This is a genomic window from Ruegeria sp. AA6 (assembly GCF_056542865.1).
This window is the reverse complement of the sequence record NZ_JBQGAN010000038.1, coordinates 1-26836: the sequence shown is the minus strand read 5'-3', so window position 1 is coordinate 26836 and position 26836 is coordinate 1. Positions and strand designations below refer to the sequence as shown.

The following is a 26836-nucleotide window of genomic DNA, read 5'->3' as shown; positions in this document are numbered from 1 at the left end:
AAAAGAAGGGCAAAGATGGACGACTTTTACGCCGCCCGCAGCAGGGTTATCCCGCCGCTACCGTGGTCGACTTTCTCACCGCCGTTCTCACATTGAACGTCATCCGTGCCTTGAAGCGATGGGCCGCGTATTGTTCGGAGCGCGGGTGTTCATTGGTGCCGACGGGGTCCTCATTGGACGCTTTCGGGCGTCACCTGTTTGCTGATCTGGAAGATGAGCCATCAATAACTGCACGCTCGGTCGCAGACTACCAGTCGCGCATTCTGAGCGGGATTGGCTTGGTTCAGCCCGGATTTTCTTCCTCGGCCTGTAGCTTTGTCGTCGCGGATTGGCGTAACCAGGCAGACCAGGGGGGCGCGGTGACAAAGACGGGTGCGCAACTCGTCGGCGCCACGGCAATCTGGGATCTCGGGTTCCAGCATATCGAAAACGCCCGGTCCTCCCAGATGCGAGGATTGGACTCCGCGCGGCAGTTTCGGAACGGATTGATCCTGGCCATCGGAACCGCCTTGCCACAGCGGGCAAGGGCGCTGTCGTGCCTTTCCTTCGGCAGCAGTCTTTGCCTTCGAGATGACAATACCGTCGGCATCCAAATTCCGGCATCGATGCTGAAACTGCCGGAAGATCGAAAGCAAGGTGCGCCGTATGAACGCAGCCTGTGTAATCCGCGTTTGGCGGAAGCTCTGCAGGAGTATCGCCAGTCGTTTCGCCCGATCTTCGATGACGGCGGAGCGGTTTTTCCATCCGTCAAATCCCGGAACGCCGGGATCAGCGAAAAACAGATCGGCCGATTGACCGGCAACATGACCGAAAAGGCCTTCGGAACCCGCATATCGATTCATCGACTGCGCGACAACGTCGCGACGCAGGCCAGTGAAACCATGACAGCGACTGGCCGTGCTGCCGCCGCGCTGCTCGGTCACAGGTCGCAAGCGACCGTGGCCCGTCACTACGATCATTCGGAAGGCATTCAGGCGGCAGAGGAGTTTGGTGCGCTGCTATCATCCTACCAAGGAGCGGGTGTTGATCTTGACCTTTGATACGGCATTCAAAAACTTCGACGCCCTGCGGTGACCTGTTCTGCTCCGGAATAATGACCTTTGTTGTATCGAGAGTGACACAAGAGCGGGGAGACAGAAGCGGGGCGGTAGAAACCAAAGAATCCGGGCGTTCGATGTGGCTTCAGCGAACTGGCAAAACGCGGACAAAGCAACCATTAGTAACATTTACGCAGCTAAACGGATAAGGGGCTGTAAACTAACCAGCTTTGGCTATCACAATGTGCTGCGAACTTGGCTTCCAAGAAAACAGAAGCGCCAGAACTAACTGGCACCGCTGTGAATTAGCTTGATGCTGTTCAAGCTGTAAGAAAACCGTCGTACCAGGCCATCAGATCGATTCCGTCGCCCGTAGCGTTTGAGCCATTCAGAGCAGCCAGTTCGCCTTCCCACCCGGCAGCAAGTTCATAGATCCCAAGGTCTTCTAGAGACGCGAGCGAAAAGTCCGCCAGATACATGGTGTCGGTCTGTTCAACGATCCCGGTCATTAGCTCGGCATCCAGGGCTGCCTCGTCCCAATGACCTCCGGAAGTGCCGCGCCCGCCACCGCCTTCCACCGGAATATTATCTCCATACAAAGTCGTAGCTTCTGTCCCAGTGTATACAAGATTGCCCTTCGACTTAGTTGTCAAATCGTTGCCCGCAACATCCCAAAGGGTACCAAATCCCAGCGCGTGGATCATCTCGTGAAGTATAGTGTCATCAAGCACGCCGAGTGCATCGAGAGAGGCCGCATCGGCAAGGTCGATGGTAAGGGTGGCGCCAGCCGGTGTTTCAGCCGTGCCATTGCCGTCCCAGTCGTTTGCTGCGTAAATATTTGCCGATGCAACCTCTCCACCCAGCGCACCGGTTTCAAGTTTGACTTCGACGTAGAGGTCATCAAGCACAAACTCCGTACCATCTGATTTCAAGCCGTTGTCATCGTCCGTAAAGCCATATGCTATGACCGAAGAAAGAAATTCCGCTGCCGCTTCGACATAGCCTTGTATGGTTGTCGCAATCGAAGTGTTCCAATCTGACCCGTTTCCTACAAATTCGATCTGAAAATTAAACGGATCACTAGTGCCGCGATTGGTATCTACGGTGATAGTATCGTCGAACCCGGTATCGAGAGTGCCCGAAGTGTAGGTAGCTTCCACAGTGCTGCCACCGCCGCCTCCGTCACCACCGCCATCATTGCCGCCGCCCGGTCGACCACCACCGCCGCCGCCGCCGAAGGGATTGCCCATGTTGAACTCTTGGTAATCAACGAAGGTTGCGTCGGAGCTTACGCTGGTTTGGTTTTCGAAGGCATTGGGCTGAAGGAGTGCGCGCAACGCCTGGCCATCTGCCGGCGTAACCGGTTCAAGCCCGTTGGAGGCGTCAGCCTGCTCAATGATATCAAGGCCATCTCTGCCTTCGCCATCAGAGTTGCCGACTGGATTGCCCGTGTCGAACACTTGGTTGTCATGGACGGGGTTCTCACTATTATGACTTTCTGGGTCGGTGGGCTGAAGGGTTGCGCGCAACGTCTGGCCATATGCCGGCGTAACCAGCTCGGGCCCGTTGGGAGCGTCAGCCTGCTCCAAGATAAAATCATCAATGGCATTAAAAAAGTCGTCAAACAGAATTCGATCAAAACGTTTTGCGTGCATATTGGCTATCTCCGAATTGAAGCCCCCACCAATACATCTGATTATTAGAATAAAATAACGCGCTTTAATGTGTGTGGAATATGCCGTTTATGTCTAGTTCATGTATTGAATGGTAGCTCTTTAACCAAGCCGTCGCACAATCCTCCCCCTGTAAAGGTATAAAATGGGCTCGGTGCGGACATTCGAAGTTCACGACAAGGAGCGAATGCCGGCTGTGCGGACGAAGCGGACGGTCGAGCAAATCCCGTCTTCCAACCGCGCAGCTGGGACCTTCCGAGCCGCTGCACCAAAAACAATTGAGTTACCCTAAATAGTCTTTAGGTATTCAAGCAGGGCAGACCGTTCTTTATCCGTTAATTCGTCACTGTAGATGTGGCCCTGATTACCGTAGCCTCTTAATGTAGTGTCATAGATCAGCCTTCGCCTATCTGGGTCTGTTTCACTTTCTTGCCCGGCCGAAAGTACTTCGAAGCGCCAGCCCATCCTTTGGGGATCGTAATTTCGTGGATCGAACAGGTGCCGCCAGTACTTCGGCCTCAAGTCGCTTTGGAGTAAAGCCTCCATATTTGGCACTGAACCGTTGTGTAGATAGGGTGCCGTGGCCCAGATCCCATCGAGTGGCGGTGCTATATAGCCAGGTGCAGGGTTGGCACTTTCAGTGTCTCCGTAAGGAGAACGCGCCACCCAGGCGTAGAACCGGTCTCGCGATCCATCCGTCGCCTCAGTTGCATATGCGGGGTCAGTTCCAATTTCGGAAACCGGATAGACTCGATTTGGAAAGGTCTCATTTGCCCCGTATGTGCCGTGGCAAGCGCTGCACTCACGAAGAAAGATGCCCTCTCCGTCAGCTGCCAGCTCTACATCGACAGGATATGGGAAGGCTGGGGCCGCCAATGAGGCAATGAAGGCACGAATGTCAGGCGCATAGGCGACGATGTCTGCAACATCTTCAGTGCCATCAATGCAAAGCATGGACGCAAGGAGCATGAAGCGCGCGTGGTCGCCCCGACCAATTGTCGTGTAGAACATCGCGTTCTTCTTGCTCATCCCCCACCAAGGCGGGACACTAATCGGCAACGGGTCCTGCGGTGGCGGGTCGATAAGCGGTGTTTCTGACCACTTCAGCGTTTCAGGATTGAGCCTGGACATGAGTGCCCAGGTCAGGTTGGTCGCCGGGTTTACACCAATCGTTTTTGTTTGGACGTAAGGCGCAATACCGTCGATGCGGTCAGCCCAGTGCTCCCAGGCTTTCGTTTCGGCAGCTCCACGAACGTAATTTCCTGTTTGGAGAACCAGCCTGCTCGGATCGCGCGTGAAGTCCCCAAATTCGTTTCCCAGACCGATGATGATCTCATCGTTGAGGCGTCCGGCATGGCACGTCAGACAATTATTGGAGATGACCTCGACACCATCTTCATTCACATGCGAGGTGAGCGCGTAGGGTAGCTCGGCGTTCCGACCCTCACGCCCGGAAAGAGGTTTATTTTCGGCAGTTTCAGGATTCAGGCGGCGATAAGCGTTATAAGGAATACCACAGCTGACGTAGGGAGCATTTAGAAGAGCGTGACGGCCTGCATCGACGTCACCAGGGCGCTGCACCGAAGGCGGAACTGGTCCTGTCGGAGAGCGGAACTGGCTCGTGTCAGAGGCTGTTTCCCGGTCGTCTAAAGCTGCGTAGAGCCAGAACGCTCCGGCGGCGAAAGCGCCCAACAGTACGGCGACGCCGCCGAATGCTCCTCCTCCTCTAATCACTGTTCATATCCTGTCAGTTGCAGCGTCCCAAATCCGGAGACCGCTTCCTGGGCGCGATTTCCCCTGACTCGCACGATACCGCTCCAGAACGGGACGGAAAAATCAAGCACCTGGGCGTCAAACAAGGGCTCAATCGTTATGTCCAGATCGGGGCCTTCAAGTTGCCATTCGATTGGATATTCGACCCCGGTATAGGGAGATTGCCAAGTTCGAAAAGCCGTCATTTTAATGGTCCCCTCGTCCAAGGAAATGACTTCACCATTGGGTTCAAATATAGCGCCGTTAACGGACGCTGCGCCTCTTCCATCGATCCTCCGTGAGCGCACTGCCGAGATCTCGGCTCCATCCTCAAGTTGAAGCTGCAAACGATCCCATGCGACCGGTCCTGCACCTGGCACCGGAAGCTCACCCCATAAATGATCGTACCATGCGGTTCCTGTGACCCTTTTCTTTCCCTGTCCTTGATCAACGGTTCCATCAACGGTCAGACGCGTGATTGAATAACCCACAAAAGGTGCGTCTGCGCCATCCGGTTCCAAGGCAACAGCCTGCTTCACCGGTCGCATATCAAACTCCACGACAGCCTTGTCGCTAATTGTCGCATAGAGCTTAAGCGTCGCCGGTGATCCGTCATCTGCGAAACTGAGGAACCAATTATCCATTCGAAGCTCCGCAGCATTCCAATCGAAACCCGAGATCCTGGGTATTCCCCGTCCGAACCGTTCCTCGCTCGCGACTTTCGCCGAGTTTGCGTCGAGAAGTGCGATGTGCACCCGTTCAAGCTGTCTGACGTCCCAAATTGAATCCTGCGGCGGTGACGTTGGAGGTACAATGCCAATGCGTAAGAACAAGAACTGGAAACCAAGTTCGTTGCCATCTTCATCGCTTAAATGAGTAAGTAGCCGCCAAGTCTCAGTGCGTGACTTAACATGGGCACCATGATCCTCGGGCAGCTCCAGTTTCCAATTGGAGGATGGCCGTTCGAAGCCTTCATCATCAGAGATGTTTGCCAACAGTGATGCGAAATCAGGCCCCCTAACGTCACTTGGAAAGGAACCCTCTGGCTGCTGGGTAGGCATCGCTGAGTAAATTACAACTCCGAACCCGATGGCTACAATAGCTGTAAGAAATAGCTTCCTCATCGCTGCGGGTCGCCTCCCTTAAAACTCCACACCCTCTATTGCTGGGCCCATTATCTCAATGATCACCATAGCATCTTCTTTTCGCTGGCATCTGTATTTCTGCATTGAGGTTAATGGCTGCTAAGGGCTCGATGCGGCCATTCTCTGCGGCAAGCATTGTTGGCTGGTCGCAACCCAAACCGGACATTCCAAACTAGACGTTGCAAATCCCGAGATGCGCAAGAAGCAGCCGCTCATCAAATCCCACCTCCGATATTCCAGCTCTATGGGCTGTTAGCCTTCGAGCCCCGAGCGATGAACTCCAGCGTTGCCACAACTATCTCATCCCAGACCGGCGATGACTGTAAGATAATGTGGTTGTTGCTCTCAACCATCTGAAACTCTGAGCCTTTTATTCCCCCCGCCAGCAAACGTCCCTGTGACAAGGGGTGTATCGCGTCTCCACTGGCATGAATGACGAGGGTGGGCGCTTGAACGTTGCGCAGCCGGTCGGTCACATCGAATTGATCGATTGTCCTACGAATGCGGGCCGCCATTTCGGGCGTGGCTGATGCGAGTTGGCTTTCGGCAATACTAGTTCGCTCCTCGCGTGATGCGTCCGGACAAAACAGAGACACGAACGCCGACATGAAAGGGCTGTCTGGTTTGCCCCACCCTTTGTTGATAAGGGTCATCAATGCGTCCGCATCGTCGCGAGAGAAATCATCTTCGCGGACCATCCGGCCTTGTGCGAAACCTCCAAAGAGCACGAGCCTACTGACACGTTCCGGGTATGTCGCGGCGAAATGGACAGACACGGGTGCGCCCTGCGACGTGGCAAATATCGGAAACCTGTCGAAGCCAGCCGCGTCCGCCACCGCAAGCATGTCATTCGCATACGCCTCGAGGGACAAATCGTCGACGTCGGTCTGCGACAGCCCTGTGCCACGCTGATCGTACCGTACCAGGGCATGCGACGCGCTGAGCGCTGCTATCATCGGCTGATAGACCGATCCCTCCCAATCTCGCTTCAAATGCGTGAGAAAGTGTCCGGCACGCAGCAGAGGCGGACCTTCTCCCGACTTCGCATATGCGATTTGGGTTCCGTCTTGAGAAGTCGCGAACTGAACGACTTGCTTTACCGTCGTTGCTGAGTTTCGAAGCCCGCCAGCGTCGCTGGAGACCCGAGCCACCATTGAGAAGCCGCGGCGCGGGATTGTCCGTATAACCTTCTGGTCTGTTCCGTTGTCGCCGACGGCCTTGCGGGCAGCGTTGATGCGGGCACCGATTGTCGCTTCCGATACAATGCGCCCTTTCCAAACCGTATCGACCAGGTCGTCTTTTGTGACAAGATGACCGGCTCGCGCCGCGAGCAAATGAAGCAGATCAAATACTTGAGGTTCGATAGTCGCCACTTTGCCTTCCCGCGAGAATGAGTGGCTCGCGATGTCGAGAACGCAATCGGCAAAGAAGAACCGCATAGCTTAACAGCTTCCTATCAAAACCCAGCCGTGATTGCCTCCGATATTAGGGAACAAATCAATGAAATCCCAAGGTCTTCTAAAAAGCTTCTTCAAGCGCATAGCGGTCAGATCGTCAAAATCGACCGAAAGTGCTTGCCGGAGATGCTGGAATGTTTGATCTCGAAAAGTTCGTTGAGGACTGCAAAACTACAATTCGGAAGGATGCGACGCAGGGCGCAATTTCCGAACTCCTGAGGTCCGCGATGTCCGACCCCGGTGCTGTAACCAACGCTCTCGGAGAGCCGACATCAGGTGGCCTCAATACGATCTACAAATCGCCAGAGCTGACAATCCTCAATATGGTTTGGCGACCCGAGATGGTACTCATGCCCCATGATCATAACATGTGGGCCGTCATAGGCATCTACACAGGGCGCGAAGACAATATCTTTTGGCGTCGCTCCGAAGGTTCCCCAAATAGCCGTATTGAGGCGGCTGGAGCAAAGGCATTGAGCGCGGGCGATGTGGCACCGTTGGGAAAGGACGTGATCCACTCTGTGATCAACCCGCTCACCAAGTACACCGGTGCAATCCATATCTATGGGGGTGACTTCTTTGAGGCCGAACGCCTCGAATGGGAGGCCGAGGGACTGACGGAACGCCGCTGGGACCCAGAACGTGCGAAGGCACTCTTTGAGGATAGGTAGCTTCCGGGGCAAATAACCGCTCCGGGCTCGTTGCCGCCTTACGCTACTTTTCACATTAATAACCGGTGGCAGCCCAAAACGGACATTGGCGGCGCAACTTCGCAATCCCATGTACGCAACTTTGCATCCAATTGTTTGTTCAATTTGAACGATCATTTTGACAATAAGCGTCCGACGTCATCCGGCATCCGTCATGTGCTTGACCAAAGAGGTCAGTTGTTTGTCTCCGTATCCCCCCTCCCACGCCGCTTTAGTGCGGTCATGCATAATTCGGATGAAGTCAGCCGGTGCATTCAGAGAAACGCAGGTCTTAAGCGCGTCCTCTTGGGCCAATGCGTAGACTTTCAACGAGGCTTCAGCGTCGTCATACTCCTCGGTCGGAACAGTTCGGGCAAAGAGATCATAGTAGTCATTTACCAATTTGATCGTGGCAGGCAGCTGATCGGCGTAGACCTGCATCGGAACACCTGCTTTCTGGCAAACCAGTGCGCCGTATATCATCCCAAACATGAACCCCTGCCGGACAGTGAAGAGACCGGCAAAAAGTGCTGCAAGAGCTGCGGGTTTCTCACCGATCTGAGCGGATTTTCCCCCAAGACACCTTATGACTTCGCCGTAGCGATCCCAAGTTCCGGCACTGCCCACGGTAAGGATGGTGGTTTCGCTGCTACCAATGCCGGAAGGGTATGCATTGATCATGCCCAGCATGTAGTCGGCCTTTTTTTCGATGAGAAATGAGACCAGTGAATCAGCATCGGACGTATCGCCGGTGCTCATGTCGCAAATTGTTTTTCCTTCCAAAGACACACTTAGCCCACGGACCAAATCGACGGTTTCCTTGTGGCTTTTGATACAGACGACGACGAAATCGGACGCTGCAACAGCATCTTCTGGCAATGCGCAAATAACTGCACCTAGCTTTGCAAACGATTTTGTCTTTTCAGGTGTCCGATTCCAGACGCGGACGCTGTAACCTGCTTTGAGCAGGCAATGCGCCAGCGCCGAACCCATGTTGCCTAGTCCGAGTACCGCAAGCGTTGCCATGGTTTCCTCCTGTTCTGGTCATTGGTGTTCTACGTCAACATGCGTAAAAATTGAGAAATCGCGTAGTTGTAAATTTTTCTGTATTGTTAGATTTTCTGACTTATGGATTGGCACGCGTTACCCTCGCTGACGTCTCTCAGAGCCTTTGCCGCCGCAGCAGAGTTTAGAAACTTGACCCGCGCGGCAGCGGCACTGAATGTGACCCACTCCGCGGTCAGCCAACAAATCCGCGTACTGGAGCAGCATCTAAGAACCCAGCTTGTTTCTCGGACGCGACACGGTATCGCTCTGACCGCACAGGGGGAATTCTTAGCGGCGGGTTTACATGAAGCATTCGCCTCAATGGCATCCCTGACGGAGAGCATATCAAGTGCGGAGGTGGTTCGCCCGCTGGTGGTTAGTGCGACACCGATGTTTTCAAGCGCATTCCTCATGCCGCGTCTATCGGCATTTGTTCAGGAGTTCCCGGATATTGAGCTTCGGATTGACTCAACAATCCAAGCTGTCGACCTCAAACCAGGGGGCATTGACATAGCCATTCGATACGGCATCGGGCGCTGGTCGGGACTTGTCTCGCAAATGTTGCTACCTGGCTGTCTGACTGTGGTCGCTGCAAAAGAATTGATTGGGGAACGAGTGCTCAAAGACCCAATTGAATTGCTCGACTTTACTCTTCTTCAGGAACAGGCTTCGGTCGAATTTGACCTGTGGTTGGAAAAGGTTGGAGTACCACCCGGTGCCGATAGGAGAGTTGTTCGCCTGCCGGGCAACATGCTGCTTGATGGAATCCGCCGGGGTGAAGGTGTTGGGGCGACGGTTCCGGCATTCATCTCTGATGAATTGAAGTCTGGAGATCTCGTGGCGCTATTCGATGATCCAATCCCGCAGATCGGATATCACCTCGTCACGCTGCCTGGACCAGTTCGCCCAGCGGCAAAAGTGTTTCAGAAGTGGCTTTCGAACTCAATTAACGAATATGAGAAAAGCCTTTTCAGATGGACGCCTACTCACTTGATATAACTGTTATTGGTGTTCAACTCGAACGGATAGCAACAACCCAAAGCGGCGATAATTTTTCGCAAGATGAGGACACAAAAGGCCGTTTGCCCACTGAGCTGTTAAAGCAGACGTATCGCAGCGCTTTCCAAAGCTGAAACAGACTTGGGACAAGATCAGACACCGCCCCTGTTCACTTTCGCATGGTCTAAACACGTAGCGATCAGTATGAAACAGATAGGAGTACAACACGTAGAGCGAAAGCTAGCGGCCATCCTGATAGCCGACCTAGTCGGCTTTACCGCCCGGATGGAGCGGGACGAGAAAGGCACGCTCGAAATCCTTTCAGCGCACATTAAAGATATTGCTGCACCGCTTGTCGGTCGGCATCACGGTCGCATCGTCAAACAAATGGGTGACGGTCTGCTCGCAAGCTTCGACAGCGCCGTTGATGCCGTTTCTTGCGCGGTTGAATGGCAAAATTCGCCTGTGGCGGGCTCCGACCCGCTTCGCTTTCGCATCGGCGTCACTCTTGGCGACATCATCATGCGCGACGGAGATGTTTTTGGGTCCGGTGTGAACCTTGCGTCGAGGTTGGAGCAGCTTGCCCCACCCAGCGGTGTGTTGCTGGCGGACGCTGTTTATCGTGTGGTCGGGAACCGAATACCGGTCGCCTGGGAGGATGCTGTTCAGCACACGGTAAAGAACGTTGCCGAACCGGTACATGCCTGGCGCATTGGCGGGTCAAGCGCAATATGCGCTGAACCGCCTCGGCCTGAAACATCAGGAAAAGCCACTATTGCGGTCTTGCCACTACAAAACATGAGCGATGACCCAGAGCAGGCCTTCTTTAGCGACGGGATTGCGGAAGACATTATTGTGGGCTTATTGCGTTTTCGGACGCTTAAGGTTGTTTCCAGAAATGCTTCTTTCAGGTTCCGGACACAGGACACAGATCCGGCCAAAATCGCGGAGGCTCTTGGCGCAGATTACCTGGTTGAGGGCAGCGTGCGAAAGGCCGGCAGTCGCGTGAGAATCTCGGTACAACTCGCTGACGCCCGTACGGGCACCCAACTCTGGTCGGATAGATTTGACCACGAACTGGAGGACGTTCTGGCGGTACAAGACGAGGTGGCCCGAAATATCGTCGCAGTGTTGCCGGGCAGAGTCCAGCACGATGTCGTCGACCGTTCGATGCAAAAGCCAACTGATCAGATGAAGGCCTATGAACTGATGCTCAAGGGCAAGGCACTACGCGACGGCTTGAACGCACGAGATACGGCCAAGGCGAGAGCGTTGTTGGAACGAGCGGTCGCGCTCGATCCGACCATCGCGCGATCTTACATGTGTCTTTCGGACACATATGTCATAGACTTGTGGCTTGGTCTGGCAGACGCTGACGCACCGGCCCACACGTTGAAAATCGCCCGAAAGGGCGTGGCACTGGATAATCGGGACGTCTACATTCGGGACCAGCTTGGGTTTGCTTATCTCTGCGCCGGACTGTGGAGCGAGGCCGAAGCGCAATTCAACAAGACACTTTCCATGATAGAATGCGAGGCGGAGTCGATGGCTTGGTGCGGCTATGCTTTCCTACTGCTCGGCCAGCACGAAAGGGCGCGAGACGTGGTTTCGGAAGTTATGGCGCTGGACCCGCTACATCCGCCTGCCATCGACTGGATTATGGGGCAGGTCGAATTTTTCAACGGTAACTATGAAGCAGTGCTTGGTTTTCTGATGGGAGCAGCGCGGCTTAACTCGTTGGCCACTGCCTTTGTCGCCGCGTCTTACGCGCAGCTCGAACGAGAGCGAGACGCCTCTGACGCATTGCGAGAATTCGTCACCGAACGTCACGATGAGTTCACAAGTCGAGGTATTGTGGTTGAGGATGAGACGGTCGACAGCCTTGCCCGCGGGTTTCGGTCTATGTGGCGGCGACCGGCTGACACCGACATTAACTCGTTTGTCCAAACAGCGCGGCCTCAATTACGCGTTTCTCTGCGCTTTGTTTTTTCGGCGGCGCGAACCCAAAGCGGACATGCACAGTTAGACTTTGCAGTTTCCAAGACGCCAAAGAGTGAACTTTTGCAAGAGGCTACACCCGATACCAGTTTTCAACGTCTCGGGTAACTTCCTCGACTGTAAAAGCAGCCTCTACCTCTGCGACTACACACTGTACTTCATCCGGGCTTGCATTGAGTTCTAAAATACTCGCCCCCAGATCATGGGCTGACCCGGCATTTGAATAAATCGTATCGACCCCAATTCTAATGGCGTTTCGGTGTTGCAGTAGGTGCTCAAAAAACCGCACATAAACCATCTCCTCGTACGGAGAATGACTGTCCGCTTCAGAGATCAAACCCAATTCTGCGGCCTTGGCACACGTCAAACGCCAAGCCAGTTCCATTGTCGATGGAGGCGCATCTCTGGCCTCATCAGGATGTTTTGGGTTCGCAAACGTAGACCTTCGGAAGGCTTCGAGATTGGTACGCAAGCTCTTTGTAGGAACGGGATAGATGAATGTGGTTTCCTCGGATGCTAAGGCTGGTTCAACCTGATCCGGCTGCGCCTGGATGAACTCGGAAAACCTGTTTCCGATGATAGGGACTTCTCCGACAATCAAGTCTGTGGGGTCGGTATTCTCCGCCAGCCATCGCGCCAGGGCTCTCCGACCCCACAGCCCGGCAGCCTTTCGGATCAACGGATGAGTTCCATCTGAAACATCTGGATACTTTGCGAGTATGTCTTCGGTCTGAAACGCCGCGAGTCCTGTATCCCACCGCATGATATGTACGCGTCGTCCCAACGAGACCGAAATGGATATATGCTGGCGCAACAGAAATGACTTTCCAGACGCTGGTAATCCAGTGAAGAAAACCATGCGACAACGACGTGCAGCGTCGGCCAAGTGTGTTCCAACCTCAGTTTCCGCAAAACTGTCGATAGAAATTGCGTATCTCCTAATTTGGTGTCAGCCGCAGACCGGAGCGGCGAGCGCTCACCACCTCCAAGATTGTTGCCCAAGAAATCCGGCGATTTCACAGATGAAATGTCAACTTAAATTGCCCTAAAGCCCAGTTTGAGAGCTTTCCATTGCAGATAGATGCTTCAGCGCTCGCAGCCCAAAGAAGACATACAACAGCGATGTTTGAGTATTCTGGGAAGTTTAACACAGCTCCTATTTAGGACACCTTTTTGGCAAATAGGGCGGCGTTCTTTATGACTGTGCGGATCTTCCCAAGGCCACACCATACCGGCATCGCCCGAACCGCGTGGAACACGACCCACAAAGAAACTCTGTGACTTCTATCGTATGCCCTCTAAACTCCGGTCTTGTGTGTTTCATTAGTTTGCGTGGGGGCACGAACGCAAGTGGGTGGAAAAAAGGCATCAAGAGAGACTGCTGATTCAGCGTCGTCATCCTCGCAAAGCAGGGGGCTCAGCGCGGATGATCAGCAGGCTCGGTTTGGAGCCACCGCGCGGGTTATGCAGGCGATCTCCGAGACCAAGGATGACATCCAGCCAGTATGCGACCTGATTGTAACGCTGGCAAAAGATCTCTGTGATGCCTTTTTTGCCGGTCTGGTACTCGGGCAAGAAGGGGATGCTCGTCAGCAACTGGTTGCCAGCGTTAATCTACACCCGGATATTCAGCAGCTCTGGCTCGACGGCAAATACACGATGGAGCCAGGCAACTCTATTGTGACTGACACTATTCTAAGTGGCGAGACAAAACGTGTTGTCGATATGGGGGACACCAATTTTCATAAATCGGGAGATGAGCGCTTTAAGCTCATTGTCGACACTCATGGGTGCAGGAGCAATCTCTTTGTTCCATTGAAAGTGGGTGGTAGCGCAATCGGATGCCTGATGTTGGCACGGGATGAGGTACGACCTTATTCCGACGATCAGGTGCAGCTGGTTGAAACTTTCGCCGCGCAAGCGGTCATTGCAATTGAAAATGTTCGACAGTTTGGCGAGTTGCAGGTGCGTCTGGCTCGTGAAAGTGCCACGCGTGATGTTCTGGAGACGATCAGTCGGTCTCGGGATGATGAAGCGCCGGTATTTCAGACGATCTTGGAAAACACCGCACGGCTTTGCGAAACAGATGTCGCCACGTTGAGCCTGCTAAATGAGGCAGGAACTCATTTGGAGTACGCGGCCCATTTTGGTGATCAATTGGCTACATACAAGGTCGGCGTTGATCGCTGGTCTCTGGACTCAAATTTACAAATTGCCGAGTCCGTGCGGGAAGCACGCGTCATTCACAACGTCGATTTGCGCGAGACAGACCACTACATCAACGGGGATCCCTGGCGCCGGCAATTGGTTGATGAGGAAGGCGTTCGTTCGTTTCTGACAGTTCCTTTGATGTCAGCAAATGGTGACCCTGTAGGTGTCATTGGGATATACCGGCGCGAAGTGCGACCCTTTTCCGATGATGAGATTTCTTTAGTCGAGAGCTTTGCCGCGCAAGCCGTCATTGCCCTCGATAACACTCGTCAAATGAATGAGCTGCACACTCAGCTGGAACGGCAAGCGGCGACGCAGGAGGTTCTAAGTGTTATCAGCAAAAGCCGGGACAATGACGCACGAGTCTTTGAAGCCGTGCTTCAGCAGGCTACTGAAATCTGTGACGCAGATCAGGCGGCGCTGGTTTTGGTCAACGCTGCGAGAACCCATATTCAATTGGCCGGTGCATGGGGGCACGATAGAACCGACGTCGAATTGGGAGAAGAGTGGCCTCTTGATGGGTCGGTCACGGCGGCGGCGGCGATACGAAATTGCAAGGTTGTACGCGTCGAGGACATCGCCAACACAGAGTTCTACCGCTCGGGTGATCCTACAGCTGTTACAATGGTCGAGATCGAAGGCATCAGGTCACGGGTTGTTGTGCCCCTGATGCAGGGGGAAAAGGCGATAGGTGCTATTGCGGTTAGCCGCCGCGAAGTCCGCCCGTTTTCTGATCCCGACGTGCAATTCATCGAAGAGTTCGCCAAACACGCGGTCATAGCGATAGAAAACACGCGCCAGTTTCGAGAGGTTCAGGAACGACTGGAGCGCGAAAAAGCATCGCGAGAAATCCTCGAAGTCATCAGCCGTAGCCGCGACGACGAAAGACCTGTATTCCAAAGCATTCTCGAAAACTCCAGCCGTCTGTGCAAAGCGCCGCTCGCCTTCTTGTGTATCGCTGATCACGAACGAGGGCTCGCAACGATCCCGGCAAATATTGGCGCAAGAACCGATTTTGACGAAGCGCTGAAAAATTTTGAGGAGCCGTTAACGCGCACTGAATTGATCGCGATCAGACCAATGATCGATGGCCAAGTTATTCGCCAGGATGATATCGCGGATGACCCGCTTTATTTCCAGGACCGAGACCCAAAACGGGTTCAGATGGTTGAGATTGAAGGAGCCCGCTCGGTTCTGGCAGTTCCGTTGATGAAGAACGGCACGGGTCTAGGGGTGATCGTACTATATCGCCGTGAAGTTGCGCCTTTCTCAGATGATGATGTGGCACTGGTCCAAACCTTTGCAGCTCAGGCCGTGATCGCAATGGAAAACGTCCGTCAGTTCCGGGAAGTACAGGACCGGACGGCGGAAGTTACGCAGGCTTTGGAATATCAGACCTCTACATCTGAAGTACTGCGCGTGATTTCGTCGTCGCCAAACGAGCTGGCACCCGTTCTCGAAGCTATCCTCAAAGAAGCGTCGCGTATCTGCGAATTACAGGATGCCTATGTTGCAATGTTGAACCCCGACGATCAGCTTTTTCATGTTCATGCGATACTTACGCAGGACACCACCTTTGCGGAATATGTCAAAGCTCATCCTATTTCGCCTGATGAAAGCGGTGTAAGCGGGCGTTCCATTCTGGCGAAGCGCACAATCTATATCGAAGATGTTGAAACGGATTCTTCTTATACTTGGATGGAAGAAAGCGGCGTCGGTGAATATCGATCCGTGCTCGGAGTGCCGTTGATCAAGAACGGCGATGTCGTAGGTGTTATTTCAATCGGGTCCCCCGAGGTATCGGGGTTTTCTACCAAGCAGATACAGTTGCTGGAAACTTTTGCAGATCAAGCCACTATCGCCATTACGAATGCGAGTCTTTTCCGCGAGGTCGAGGAACGCACTGCGGAAGTAGTACAATCGCTTGAATACCAGACGGCCACATCCGATGTGTTGTCGGTCATTTCGCGATCCCCAAACGAGCTGGAACCGGTGCTTGAGGAAGTCTTGAGGGTTGCAAGCCGAATCTGTGAACCAAAATACGCCGCGATTTCGATCCTCAATCCAGAGGATAATCTATACCACACTGATATCACGCTGGAGTTTGACAGTGATTTCATGAGGTTCATAAAAAACAACCCTGTGCCAGCCGGTCATGGAAGCGGTATTGGCCAAACAGCAGCACGAGGAGAAACAGTATATTACAAGGATACCGAAGCTGAAGAATACGAGTGGAAAGAGGCGGCCCGTATCGGAAAATACCGTTCGCTGTTGGGTGTCCCACTGATCAAGGGCAAAGTAGTAGTCGGTGTTATAGTCCTCTGCCACGACAAAGTCGCACCATTCAACGCAAAGCAAATTTCACTCTTAGAGACTTTTGCGGCACAGGCCGTGATTGCGATCAACAACACTCAGTTATTCGAAGAAGTTCAAGCTCGTACCGCCGAAGCTGAAGAGACATTAAAGTACCAGACAGCTACGTCTGAAGTACTAGATGTTATCTCCCGTTCACCCAACGACCTGCCGCCAGTGTTGGACGCCATCCTGGAGGTTGCTTCGCGCATCTGCTCGCCAGAGTACGCATTTTTTGCCATGCGGGATGCAGACGATGGGCTTTATCGTGTCGTGATGTCTCATAACGTTAGCGAGGCATTTCTGAAGTTTCTGACGGATAATCCGATAGCTCCTGAAGAAGGCTCGTGCATCGGGCGAACTGCATTGCATGGAAAGACAGTCTACATAGAAGATACTCGAAACGACCCAACTTACACATGGAAGCAGGCTGCCGAGATAGGCGATTACCTCACCACTCTCGGGGTTCCACTTGTCAAAAATGGTCGCACGCTTGGTGTTATCGTCATGGCGCACAGGCAGGCTTCGGCATTTAGCGCCAAACAGATCAACCTGCTGGAAACCTTTGCGTCGCAGGCTTTGATCGCTATTAACAACACGCAATTATTCGAGGAAGTGCAAAAACGCACCGCCGAAGTTGAGGAGTCTTTGGAGTACCAAAAAGCCACAAGCGAGGTACTCGAAGTTATTTCCCGATCTCCCGACGCACTAGAGCCTGTACTGGAAGCATTGCTGGCCGTTTCGTCCCGCATTTGCCGCCTACAGGATGCCTTCGTGGCGCTTAAGACACCCGAAGATGGAAAGTACCATTATTTTGCCGGACACAATGTGTCGGCCAAATTCGCGGATTTTTTGAAGGCGCATCCTTTTGAACCCGGGGAAACATCGGCCACAGCGCGTGCGCTTCTACACGGAAGGGCCGACTATGTTGAGGACACTCAAGCTGACACCAACTATGATCCGCTGCTCAAGTCCAATCTCGAAGGCTACCGATCCGTTCTTTCCGTGCCACTAATCCGTGACGGTGACACAATTGGTGTTATCAGCATGGGGAGCCGAACGGCGGCCGCTTTTGACGAAAAACAAATCAAGCAAATGGAGACCTTCGCGTCCCAGGCGATAATCGCAATTCAGAACTCGCAACTCTTCAACGAAACGCAGACCGCCCTCGCACGCCAAACCGCAAGCGCGGATGTGTTAAGAGTAATCTCTGAATCTCCAACCGATACCAAACCGGTTTTCGAGAAGATTGTCGCGCTGGCGACAACCCTCATAGATTGCGACCTGTCGATTGCTATTCAGGCGAACAAGACTGAACTTTGGCAGATCGCCGCCGCGACACCCGATGGCGTCGAAGAAATCACATGGACCGAGCGCCTGCCGATTGATCCCGAAGACAATTTGCCGTCGAAGGCAATCAAGAACGGCAAGACCCTGCATTTGCCCGAATGGCGATACGATGAGCTACCCCCGCGCGATCAAGAGATCATCCGCAGGAAAGGGTTCAAGTCTTCACTGACAGTGCCTCTGATGCGCGGGACGGAATGTTTCGGTGCCTTGGTATTCATCCGAAAAACGGCCAAAGTTTTCAGCGAAGATGAGGTCGCCATTGCCGAGTCTTTCGCCGATCAGGCCATCATCGCGCTGGAAAATGTTCGCCTGTTTAATGAAACTCAGGCTTCCCTGGCTCGTCAGACTGCTAGTGCGGACATTCTACGGGTGATTAGCCAATCTCCTGACGACATCAAGCCAGTCTTCGAGGCAATCGCAGAAGCAGGTGTGCGGTTGGTCTCCTCTGATATGGTTGCAGCTATGACCGCGCAAGATAACGCGTTCGAGGTGCTTGCGCGGGTTAGTGCAGAAGGTGTTGCTACCCTTGAAGGCAACCAAAGTTTTCCTATCGACCCGGATCCGATGTCCAGCTTTCCCGCGCAGGTTCTGCATGAGAAGAAGATGCTCCATCTACCGGATTGGGATACACTCGAGCTCTCACCGTTCGAACAGGTTACGTATGACCGGCATGAAGTGCGCGCAGCTCTGTTGCTGCCACTTATGAAAGGCAAGGCGTGTCTGGGTGTGTTGGTGTTCGCTCGAAAAACAGCCGGCGCGTTCACCAAAGATGAGATAGACCTCGCCTATTCATTTGCAGATCAGGCGGTGATTGCCATCGAAAACGTGCGTCTGTTCCGTGAGGCCGAAGAGGCGCGAAAGGTTGCTGAAGAAGCAAACGAAGCAAAAAGCGCCTTCCTGGCGACGATGTCCCACGAAATTCGAACGCCAATGAACGCCGTAATCGGAATGAGCGGGCTGTTGATGGACACAGAGTTGGACGCAGAACAAAGTGACTATGCCAATACCATCCGCGATAGCGGCGATGCGCTGTTGGGCATCATCAACGAGATCCTCGACTTCTCGAAAATTGAAGCCGGGCAGATGGATATCGAAAACCATCCGTTCGACCTGCGCGAATGCATAGAAAGCGCCCTCGATTTAGTCAGCGGTAAAGCTGCCGAGAAACAGCTCGATTTGGCTTATGAGTTCGATGACACACTGCCCCTGGCGATTAGCGCAGATTTGACCAGATTGCGGCAAATTCTGCTGAATCTCCTTTCTAACGCAGTGAAGTTTACCGAAAGCGGCGAAGTGGTTCTGTCTGTTGAACAATCCGCCGAGGTGCAGGGATCGCTCGAACTGACGTTCAAAGTCCGAGATACTGGAATCGGCCTGTCCCCAAAGGGCATGAGCCGATTATTTCAATCTTTCAGTCAGGCAGATAGTTCCACGACCAGAAAATATGGCGGCACTGGTCTGGGTCTTGCGATCTCGAAACGCCTCGCCGAACTTATGGGTGGGACCATGTGGGCTGAAAGCCATGGCGAGGGGAGCGGTTCCACCTTTGTTTTCAAAATCCAGGCAAAACCTGCAAAACCAGTTAAGTCTACTTCCCGCAATCTTGTCGGCATTCAGCCTGAACTCGAAGGCAAGCGAATTTTGATGGTGGACGACAATGCCACCAATCGTAAAATCCTTGCTCTTCAAACTGAGAAATGGGGCACGCAGACCGCGACGTGTGAATCTCCGTCAGAGGCGCTGAGCATTCTTGAACAAGGCGTCGAGTTCGATTTGGCCATTCTCGACATGCATATGCCCGAAATGGATGGAGCAGATCTCGCCAAAAAGGTTCGCGCCAAGAAGCCGGGTTTGCCACTAATCCTTTTCAGTTCACTTGGCCCGCGCGAAGTAGATCTGGAGGAAGGGCTCTTTGCTGCCAACCTTGCCAAACCTTTGCGCCAATCCCACCTGTTCGATACCTTGGTTACATTGTTCGCGACTGAAAAAGTACGAGTAAAGCCGTCCAAACTACAGGACAAACCCCAAACAGATCCGGATATGGCAACGCGACATCCACTGCGAATCTTGCTGGCCGAGGACAATTTGGTGAACCAGAAACTTGCACTGCGCCTACTGGAGCAGATGGGCTATCGCGCTGATTTGGCCAGCAACGGTGCCGAGGCGGTCGAAAGCGTGAACCGTCAAAAATACGACGTCGTTTTCATGGATGTGCAGATGCCCGAAATGGATGGTTTGGAAGCATCACGACGTATCAACAAAGCGCTCCCCGATGGAAGTCGCCCTCGTATAATCGCGATGACCGCGAACGCAATGCAGGGGGACCGTGAGATGTGCCTGGATGCAGGTATGGACGACTATATCACCAAACCGATCCGCGTACCTGTCCTAATCGAAGCCCTGTTAAATTCCCCAAGAATAAGAAGGTGATCCATGACAGACAGCCCAATTGATCATGAAATCTTCATGGAACTAAAAGACGCCACAGGCGAAGACTTTGCAGCAGAACTTGTAAACACTTTTCTCGACGAAGCGCCAAGTATGATTGGCGAATTGAAAACGGCGGCGGGCGAGGCCGATGTAGACCGATACCGCCGTGTTGCACATTCTATCAAGTCGAATGCCAACACATTTGGTGCGACGGCTCTTGCCGAACTGGCCAGGAAAGTCGAGCTGGGAGAACTGCCCGAGGCCGGAGACCTAACAGATGCGACGGCGTTGGAGACAGCCCTAACCACTGCCGCCGCCGCGTTGCGGAGCCTGATTGATGTCTGACGCCCCCGGCCATTTGCTCATCGTCGATGACAACAAGGTGAACCGCTTGCTTTTGTCGCGCAGCCTAGAGCTCTTGGGTCATCAAGCATCGGTCGCGGAAAACGGCCGGGTTGCGATGGAGATGTTGTCTAACCAGTCGTTTGACTTGCTGCTACTGGATATTGAAATGCCAGAAATGGACGGCTTCCAAGTTCTGGAGGCCATCAAATCGGACATAGATCTGCGCGATCTGCCGGTAATAGTGACATCATCTGTTGAGGGTCTCGACAACGTAGTGCGCTGCATTGAATTGGGTGCCGAAGACTACCTGCCAAAACCTGTTAATAAGACACTACTTAGTGCGCGTGTCTCCAGCTGCCTTGAAAAGAAAAGGCTCAGGGACGAACAGAAGCGCCTGCTAGAGCGCTTTGCAACAACTGAGGTTGCACAAGACTTACAAGAGTCCGGCTTTGCCATAGGCGGCAAGCGCGCCAATGCTTCGGTCCTGTTCTGCGACATTCGCGGCTTCACGACCTTGTCTGAAAATCTCGCTCCCGAGGAAACAATTGATCTGCTCAACACTTTTTACACGTTGATGTTCGAGGCTGTTACTAGCAATGGCGGAATTGTCAGCCTGATGCTGGGAGACGGTTTGATGGCTCTGTTCGGAGTTCCGCAGCCGCTGTCCAACACCGCGCAAAGTGCGGTGGCGGCAGGGCATGAAATGCACAACATGATTGAGATATTAAATCTCGAAAGGCGCTCAGAAGGGAAAAGTGACCTAAAAATCGGCATCGGAATAGCGACTGGCGAAGTCGTCGCCGGCTATGCCGGTACGGACAATCGAGCGACGTATACTTGCATAGGATCGACCGTAAACCTTGCTGCTCGCCTCGAGGCAGAAACGCAGAAAACCGGAAGCCGTATTTTGATTGATCAAGAAACCTTCGATCTGTTGGAAGGGGCAAATGTGTTGGAGACATTTGGTAGTACAATGATCAAGGGTTTCTCCGATCCGTTCGATATCCATGCGCTATGACCATTCATGCAACCTGGCGAGCGCAACTACATCGGGTGTGTTGCGCTTGTGGCTTTGCTTTTAGCCCGATGATTTTCATATGTGGCTCAGTGATTGGAGACTAGATATTGTCAGACTTTGCAAAGTCAGCTTTCTGCGCATTGTTGACTTTGGTGCTCTAAGCAGCATCGGTTGATTTTGGGCTCAGTGTTTCCGTTCTCTGCGGCTTGCATGATTGACTGGTCGCAGCCCAAAGCGGACCTTTAATATCCAACTTTGCAATTCACGTGTTGCGAGCAATGCGGGTCATAAGGGCATTGCAAGCTGAACGTTTTTGCTGAGCCCCGATATCATGATCGACTGCCTATTAGTTCTATTTTCTTGCCTCTTTTGCTCGTCGTCCATGACCTTTTCGACCGCGCGGTCCCGCAAAGCATAGCATTTCAAAAAGTGACGCAAACGGTATCGTCCAGTAGGGCATAGTCTTTCTCCATAACAAAGGTCGACGATGCTCACGCTGCCCGAGACCGTGGCCGAAACCCACGGACCACAACCGTAGAAACCTGTAAGAAACCCGTAAGAAGCTTGGGCAAAGCGAAGACTTTTGGCATGCTGGTGCTGTTGAACCCAGCAATTACCAATACCAAAATGAAAAATTGGACGTCTCTTTTTGCTCAGAAACTACGTTCCCATCGAATTGGCAGCGGTCGCCATGGCCGTATGACGCAAGAGGAACTGGCGATGATACTCAACGTAAGTGTTGACGCCATTAGCAAATATGAGCGCTCGCTGTCGTATATTCGTGGTGACCTTGAGTACCAACTGCAAGAAAAGCTCGGTTGGAGCTTAGAGGATGTGGTTGCTTGCCGAGCGGATTGGGAGGCCGGGCGACCACAGCATTCAGGGTCTGCCTATCGTTTGTTAAACAATCAGGAAGTGCTTAGCGAATTCGGTGGCTCCTCATCGGCGGTAACGGAAGCCGTGGCATGCATGGAGGTGGACCATGGAGATGGCTTACCCAGTGGGTTTTCAGCCGCTGATACGGTATGGCGTGACATACAAAAATCGGGCCTTTTGTCTGGACCCTATGTAATGCTTGGGTCGAAAATCGTTGGGCACGTTGGCTTGATATTTCCAAAGTCCGATCCCGAAAAACGTTTCTTTGAACTACTGTTCGATGAAGCGGAGCTTACACCGGATCATCTGAAACGTCCTTTGTTGCCAGGGGACTACTTTGCATATTGCCCGGCGATTTATGTTGCGCGTGGACATGAGAATGCGACTCGCTTGCTCCTCTCAGGTTTTGTTTCAGAGTTGGAAGAGCTTCTCGACAGAGAGATCTTTATTCGTGAGATTGGAGCAATCTCAGTGAACGGTCTTGGAACTCAATTGTGCGAGGATCTTGGCCTCAAGTTTCTTGGAGCTCACCAGAGATACACTGGTTTCGGGGTCTGGACTTTGCATTGCTCGGATATAGCCAACTCAATTGTTGGGCGTCGAAGTGCTAAACTTCGAGATGCTTACCTAAATACACTCCCGCCAAGTTGACGATGAAAGTTTCCAGTTCCGCTTCGGGTTGAGGTGCTCAACCAAACGAACTCGCGGTATTGCGAAGTATCCGAGCGACTTGGCTAGGAAGCTCATTTTCGTCATCTTGGGCAAAAACCGCATATGCTGCGAAGGCAATACACCTTGACGAGGCCTACAGTGTTGCGAGGTCAGGGTGGCGATAGGCCTCAGGGTACGACATTGGCTTGAAAGGCCCATTGGGCACAACGCTATTCCAACTGCGCCCGAAATAACCCTGGCGGCAGTGTACAAGAGACCCTGCCTCGGCAATTCCGGGCAACGCGTATACACGGCACAGCCACCGCCACAAGTATGGGTAGTCTAAAATCCTTGCGCCGTTGAGCTTCATCCGCACATAGTAGACGGGATCGTGGCGATAGAGCGTTGGAAACAGGCGAAGATCTACTTCTGAAAAGTGGTTGCCTGTCAAATAGGGCCTGCCATCTGAGAGATGCTCCTCCAAATACTCGAGTGTCTCAAAATAGGCGTCAAAAGCTGCTTCATAGATCGTTTGATCAGACGAGAACCCGGCCTTGTAGGCACCATTGTTAATCGCTGTATATATCCGTTCGTTCAGGTCGTGAATTTGGTGGCGCGGCACTTCGTCGGGGTAAAGCCTAACGCGTTCAGCTGCCGGGATTGTGCTGCCAAGAGAATCCGCCGCAGCTTCCAACATTCGGACAATTTCAGCGCTTTCGTTGTTAACAATGCGCCTTGCAATCTTGTCATACAGGATTGGAAGGGATTGCTCTTCAGAGCCTTCGGCACGATAGATTTCTTTGGCAAGGCGCAGTCCTTTGCCGGTGCCGGTCTCACTTGTGCATTCCGGCAAGGTCTCACCTGTGAGCGATGCAATCCGATCAGGTGCAAACTCCCATAAGTTTGGCGCTTCTGGATCGTCGTCGTTGGTGCGGTTTGGAAATGCAACGTCCATCGTGATGCTGTTTTGAAGGCCCAACACATTTCGCGCCAGCGTGACCCTGTGACACCACGGGCAATTCAGTGCTACGAACAGGTGATAGCGATTAGGTTTTGCTGGAAACATTGGATCGCCAATGGCGTGGCGAAAGCCGCTAACGCCGCGCACGAATTCACCCCGTGCGCGGCGCTTGTTGATGTCGGTCTGGTCTTCTTCGGTAGATGTGTCAGTCATGACTTCAGCATCATCCTCTGAGCCGGTGATGCAAGATGATTGGCACGGCCAATTCTTCTTCATCGCTGAGATGCCGCTTAAGGAACGCTTCAATCGCATTGCTCGTCGCATGAAGCTGTCCGGCTTCGTCGTAAGCTTGCGCCTCATCAAGTGCGGATAGCTTGATCACACGGTTCGCCGTGCGAGTGAAGTCACTCAGCACCTTATCCAGATCGAAGTGATCCTGTTCCAGCAACTCAAGCCCCGCATCAAAACGAGGGTCCGCAGCAGATAGTTCAGGGAAATAGCTGCGATCTTCCCAGCCGTGATGGCCATGCAGGTTCCCAACCAGGTTGCCGCCATAGTAGGATAGCCGCCCCACGTAGTCGTCCAACCCCATCTCGTTGCTCAAAACCCCTTCTGTATCCAAGCGAATACGTTCTGCAACACGGCGAAACATCTCGTGCGCGCCGAGCCAATGCTTGGTTTTTTCTTTGAAACCTGGATGGGCTTCCCAACTGTCGCGGGGGTATTGGTCCAAGAGAAACCGCATTTCTTGAGGCATGTCGTCTTGGCGAATGGTATATGTATCCAGCATCGGTTGTCTCCTTTCAGGCAAAAGATGGGAGGTCGGGCAACTGCTCGCCACTAGTGAGAACGCACAGTCACTATGCGTCAGCGAACCCCTGCAAAGTCGGTCCAACACAAACCAGCGATCTTGCGCTTCTAGGATTCGATGCCTTGGTAGATGAAACCATGCAGGTCTCCACGGCTAAAGGTGCGGGCGAAGACGTAAGCTTCGGAAGCGAGACTCGCCTGATGTGCCAATAGACGACTGCACGACTTGGAAATCAGGTTTTCATCTGGGCTTGAGGCGTAAAACTCCGACCCGCCTTTGCAATGCATAGCCAAGCCAATATCGCTTGCGGTAGCTCGCGTGCCGATCTTGGCAGCCAACTGCTCATCAGCTTCAGTTTTTTTGGCGGTTCGCTCTTAGGATTGTGCGCTCGATTAGTTCCGTCACCTGGCCAGGCGTTTCAATGGAAGACGAGTGGCCCGCTCTTCGAAACACTACCAGTTCAGAACTCTTGATTTCTCGATGGATGCGCTCGGACCTTTCGGGAACTGTCGCCACATCTTCGTCCCCGACGCCAATCCCGACGGGAACTTTAATGTTGGCGAGGAGGTCAATACAGCCCGCCCGTTCGATCACGCCTTTGACTGCACGTGTAATGCCGATCCGATCATTTCTCGTAATAGCCTTGGACCATCTGGTTTTTTCCTCAGCGCGTTCAGTGTCCTCGAGAAACGTGCGGCCAAACACAATTGGCATCACCCGTCCAATGACAGCCCATAGTCCAATCCATCGTGCCACAAAGTTCAGCATTCTGTAGCGCGGAGCGTTTTGGGAATCTTCAGGATCGGCGCTTGTTTCAAGCAGGGTCAGTGTTTTGACCAGGCTTGGCTCCCGCGCGGCCAATCTCATCCCGACAAATCCGCCCATGCTTAGTCCAACAAAATGGCACGGCTTTGCATCCAGATGCTTGATCAGTGCAGCTGCGTCCGAAGTGAGTGTGTCAATGTCATAACCGGCATCCGTAACGCCACTCCTGCCTTGCCCTCGATGATCGAATGTAATGCACCGATAGCGATCTCGTAGTTGAGAAACCTGCGCTTCAAACATCGCTCCACTGAACAAAAGGCCATGAGAAAAGACGACCGTCTCTCCTTTGCCACCCGTATCATCGTAGTGAATCTGTGCACCGTTTAGGCTAACCGTCGGCATTGAATTCTCTTTGCTTAGGAATGACGAAAATAACAGAAATCTGGCGAAAGTTCACTAGAGCGTTCCAAATTTGGTTCGCAATGCCTTTTCCCAAGCCCTATCCAATGGACTGTTTGCAGCCCAAAGCGGACATTCGTAACAAGACTTTGCAATTTCCGAGACCGGATCTAGGTGCGCTCATAACGCTGCATTTCTGACATTGATTTCATTAAAGAAAATCTTGGAACTTTGCCCATAAGTTTGCAGCTAAAGAGAACTCATCGAATAATCAGGCTGTCAGGCTTATCTGCGGTGCCCAAATGCAGCTTACTCCCAATCGCCAGCAGATGAGCGCCAAGTGTCGGCTTCGCCATCCCAAACACTGGCGCTGACGCATGGCGTTGGGTTTATTCCGTCGCATTTGGATCCATGAATATCCGCTACGACAACGCGTCGACGCCCAAAATCAACGACCATCCAGCCTTGGTTAAGCAAGGAGTGCACCTCTTCGCTAACCCAAAAGTGCGACATGCATCCGCCAGTTCCGCAGTAAAGAGATGCGGCGCTCGAACACGCAAAACCAGACTCATTCAGAACCCAGTCGCGTTGTAGATCTCCGTCGAGATCGACCCTTTCAACCGCGCCCCAGGCTATGTCAAACTGACCGTCGTTGAAATCCGTGCAGGCTTGTGCCGCCAGATCAACCTTCGCCTGCAAACCGGGCGGAAGTTGCGATACATCAGCCGCGACAGCTGGTGAGGTCCAAACAAGGCCCGAAGCAAGCATAACCCCGGCGACCAAACATTTCATCTGACGCACTACTTTGGCAGCTGGTTGGAAGGAGATATCAATTGCACTGATCATACCTGTAGTCCCCGTATTCCAGCC

The 26836-nt window shown here is 53.1% G+C and carries 18 protein-coding genes; 8 read left to right on the top strand and 10 right to left on the bottom strand.

All coding sequences use genetic code 11. The features are described from left to right. A partial coding sequence (locus tag ACR0LN_RS22465) for a hypothetical protein (RefSeq protein WP_480432865.1) occupies positions 1-1040 on the top strand: 1040 nt, incomplete at its 5' end. A 317-nt stretch (positions 1041-1357) separates the two neighbouring features. Here the strand turns inward: ACR0LN_RS22465 and ACR0LN_RS22460 are convergent. From ACR0LN_RS22460 to ACR0LN_RS22445, 4 genes are all read right to left on the bottom strand, one after another. Next, positions 1358-2692, bottom strand: coding sequence for a leishmanolysin-related zinc metalloendopeptidase (locus ACR0LN_RS22460; RefSeq protein ID WP_480432864.1), 1335 nt, complete (start codon positions 2690-2692; stop codon positions 1358-1360). Positions 2693-2998: 306 nt separating this feature from the next. Then, complete coding sequence (locus ACR0LN_RS22455) at positions 2999-4444, bottom strand: c-type cytochrome (RefSeq protein WP_480432862.1); 1446 nt, start codon at positions 4442-4444, stop codon at positions 2999-3001. Beyond that, complete coding sequence (locus ACR0LN_RS22450; RefSeq protein ID WP_480432860.1) at positions 4441-5457, bottom strand: lipocalin family protein; 1017 nt, start codon at positions 5455-5457, stop codon at positions 4441-4443. The genes ACR0LN_RS22455 and ACR0LN_RS22450 overlap by 4 nt, the downstream gene beginning before the upstream one ends. Before the next feature lie 392 nt (positions 5458-5849). Beyond that, positions 5850-7046: an alpha/beta hydrolase gene (locus ACR0LN_RS22445; protein WP_480432859.1), complete on the bottom strand. Its 1197-nt coding sequence runs from the start codon at positions 7044-7046 to the stop codon at positions 5850-5852. Positions 7047-7198: 152 nt separating this feature from the next. Here ACR0LN_RS22445 and ACR0LN_RS22440 point away from each other — a divergent pair, with 152 nt between their 5' ends. Next, complete coding sequence (locus ACR0LN_RS22440; RefSeq protein ID WP_480432857.1) at positions 7199-7735, top strand: hypothetical protein; 537 nt, start codon at positions 7199-7201, stop codon at positions 7733-7735. Positions 7736-7912: 177 nt separating this feature from the next. On the opposite strand, the gene ACR0LN_RS22435 is transcribed toward ACR0LN_RS22440, so the two are convergent. Continuing rightward, positions 7913-8779 (bottom strand): NAD(P)-dependent oxidoreductase, encoded by an 867-nt coding sequence (locus tag ACR0LN_RS22435; RefSeq protein WP_480432855.1) that lies wholly within the window; start codon positions 8777-8779, stop codon positions 7913-7915. Positions 8780-8881: 102 nt separating this feature from the next. On the opposite strand from ACR0LN_RS22435, the gene ACR0LN_RS22430 reads away from it, so the two are divergent. Then, positions 8882-9799, top strand: a complete 918-nt coding sequence (locus ACR0LN_RS22430; RefSeq protein WP_480432854.1) for a LysR family transcriptional regulator — start codon at positions 8882-8884, stop codon at positions 9797-9799. A gap of 204 nt (positions 9800-10003) precedes the next feature. Continuing rightward, positions 10004-11905 carry an adenylate/guanylate cyclase domain-containing protein gene (locus ACR0LN_RS22425; RefSeq protein WP_480432853.1) on the top strand — a complete coding sequence of 634 codons (1902 nt, stop codon included), beginning with the start codon at positions 10004-10006 and terminating at the stop codon, positions 11903-11905. Here the strand turns inward: ACR0LN_RS22425 and ACR0LN_RS22420 are convergent. After that, the gene (locus ACR0LN_RS22420) at positions 11871-12683 is read right to left on the bottom strand and encodes a DEAD/DEAH box helicase family protein (protein ID WP_480432851.1); all 813 of its coding nucleotides are present in this window, start codon (positions 12681-12683) and stop codon (positions 11871-11873) included. The two genes, ACR0LN_RS22425 and ACR0LN_RS22420, sit on opposite strands and share 35 nt — an antisense overlap. A gap of 578 nt (positions 12684-13261) precedes the next feature. Here ACR0LN_RS22420 and ACR0LN_RS22415 point away from each other — a divergent pair. The 4 genes from ACR0LN_RS22415 to ACR0LN_RS22400 all read left to right on the top strand — a co-directional run bounded on the left by ACR0LN_RS22415 (position 13262) and on the right by ACR0LN_RS22400 (position 23030). Continuing rightward, positions 13262-20140, top strand: coding sequence for a GAF domain-containing protein (locus ACR0LN_RS22415; RefSeq protein WP_480432849.1), 6879 nt, complete (start codon positions 13262-13264; stop codon positions 20138-20140). A gap of 3 nt (positions 20141-20143) precedes the next feature. Continuing rightward, positions 20144-20485 carry an Hpt domain-containing protein gene (locus ACR0LN_RS22410; protein ID WP_480432848.1) on the top strand — a complete coding sequence of 114 codons (342 nt, stop codon included), beginning with the start codon at positions 20144-20146 and terminating at the stop codon, positions 20483-20485. Then, complete coding sequence (locus ACR0LN_RS22405) at positions 20478-21503, top strand: response regulator (protein WP_480432847.1); 1026 nt, start codon at positions 20478-20480, stop codon at positions 21501-21503. The genes ACR0LN_RS22410 and ACR0LN_RS22405 overlap by 8 nt, the downstream gene beginning before the upstream one ends. A gap of 588 nt (positions 21504-22091) precedes the next feature. Next, entirely contained in the window at positions 22092-23030 is a 939-nt protein-coding gene (locus ACR0LN_RS22400) for a helix-turn-helix domain-containing protein (protein ID WP_480432846.1), read from the top strand. A gap of 154 nt (positions 23031-23184) precedes the next feature. Here ACR0LN_RS22400 and ACR0LN_RS22395 read toward each other — a convergent pair whose 3' ends face one another. The 4 genes from ACR0LN_RS22395 to ACR0LN_RS22380 all read right to left on the bottom strand — a co-directional run. Further along, positions 23185-24204: a glutathione S-transferase C-terminal domain-containing protein gene (locus tag ACR0LN_RS22395; RefSeq protein ID WP_170664644.1), complete on the bottom strand. Its 1020-nt coding sequence runs from the start codon at positions 24202-24204 to the stop codon at positions 23185-23187. Between the two features lie 10 nt (positions 24205-24214). Then, entirely contained in the window at positions 24215-24781 is a 567-nt protein-coding gene (locus ACR0LN_RS22390; RefSeq protein ID WP_480432844.1) for a hemerythrin domain-containing protein, read from the bottom strand. Between the two features lie 372 nt (positions 24782-25153). Next, positions 25154-25969 carry an alpha/beta fold hydrolase gene (locus tag ACR0LN_RS22385; RefSeq protein WP_170515893.1) on the bottom strand — a complete coding sequence of 272 codons (816 nt, stop codon included), beginning with the start codon at positions 25967-25969 and terminating at the stop codon, positions 25154-25156. A gap of 306 nt (positions 25970-26275) precedes the next feature. After that, the coding region (locus ACR0LN_RS22380) for a hypothetical protein (protein ID WP_480432843.1) at positions 26276-26836 on the bottom strand (561 nt) is incomplete at its 5' end.

Coding starts and splice junctions, on each gene's coding strand:
- ACR0LN_RS22445 (WP_480432859.1), bottom strand. CDS start 7,046: ATGCGGTTCTTCTTTGCCGATTGCGTTCTCGACATCGCGAGCCACTCA.
- ACR0LN_RS22460 (WP_480432864.1), bottom strand. CDS start 2,692: ATGCACGCAAAACGTTTTGATCGAATTCTGTTTGACGACTTTTTTAAT.
- ACR0LN_RS22405 (WP_480432847.1), top strand. CDS start 20,478: ATGTCTGACGCCCCCGGCCATTTGCTCATCGTCGATGACAACAAGGTG.
- ACR0LN_RS22395 (WP_170664644.1), bottom strand. CDS start 24,204: ATGACTGACACATCTACCGAAGAAGACCAGACCGACATCAACAAGCGC.
- ACR0LN_RS22410 (WP_480432848.1), top strand. CDS start 20,144: ATGACAGACAGCCCAATTGATCATGAAATCTTCATGGAACTAAAAGAC.
- ACR0LN_RS22440 (WP_480432857.1), top strand. CDS start 7,199: ATGTTTGATCTCGAAAAGTTCGTTGAGGACTGCAAAACTACAATTCGG.
- ACR0LN_RS22430 (WP_480432854.1), top strand. CDS start 8,882: ATGGATTGGCACGCGTTACCCTCGCTGACGTCTCTCAGAGCCTTTGCC.
- ACR0LN_RS22400 (WP_480432846.1), top strand. CDS start 22,092: ATGCTGGTGCTGTTGAACCCAGCAATTACCAATACCAAAATGAAAAAT.
- ACR0LN_RS22390 (WP_480432844.1), bottom strand. CDS start 24,781: ATGCTGGATACATATACCATTCGCCAAGACGACATGCCTCAAGAAATG.
- ACR0LN_RS22385 (WP_170515893.1), bottom strand. CDS start 25,969: ATGCCGACGGTTAGCCTAAACGGTGCACAGATTCACTACGATGATACG.
- ACR0LN_RS22415 (WP_480432849.1), top strand. CDS start 13,262: ATGCAGGCGATCTCCGAGACCAAGGATGACATCCAGCCAGTATGCGAC.
- ACR0LN_RS22425 (WP_480432853.1), top strand. CDS start 10,004: ATGAAACAGATAGGAGTACAACACGTAGAGCGAAAGCTAGCGGCCATC.
- ACR0LN_RS22435 (WP_480432855.1), bottom strand. CDS start 8,779: ATGGCAACGCTTGCGGTACTCGGACTAGGCAACATGGGTTCGGCGCTG.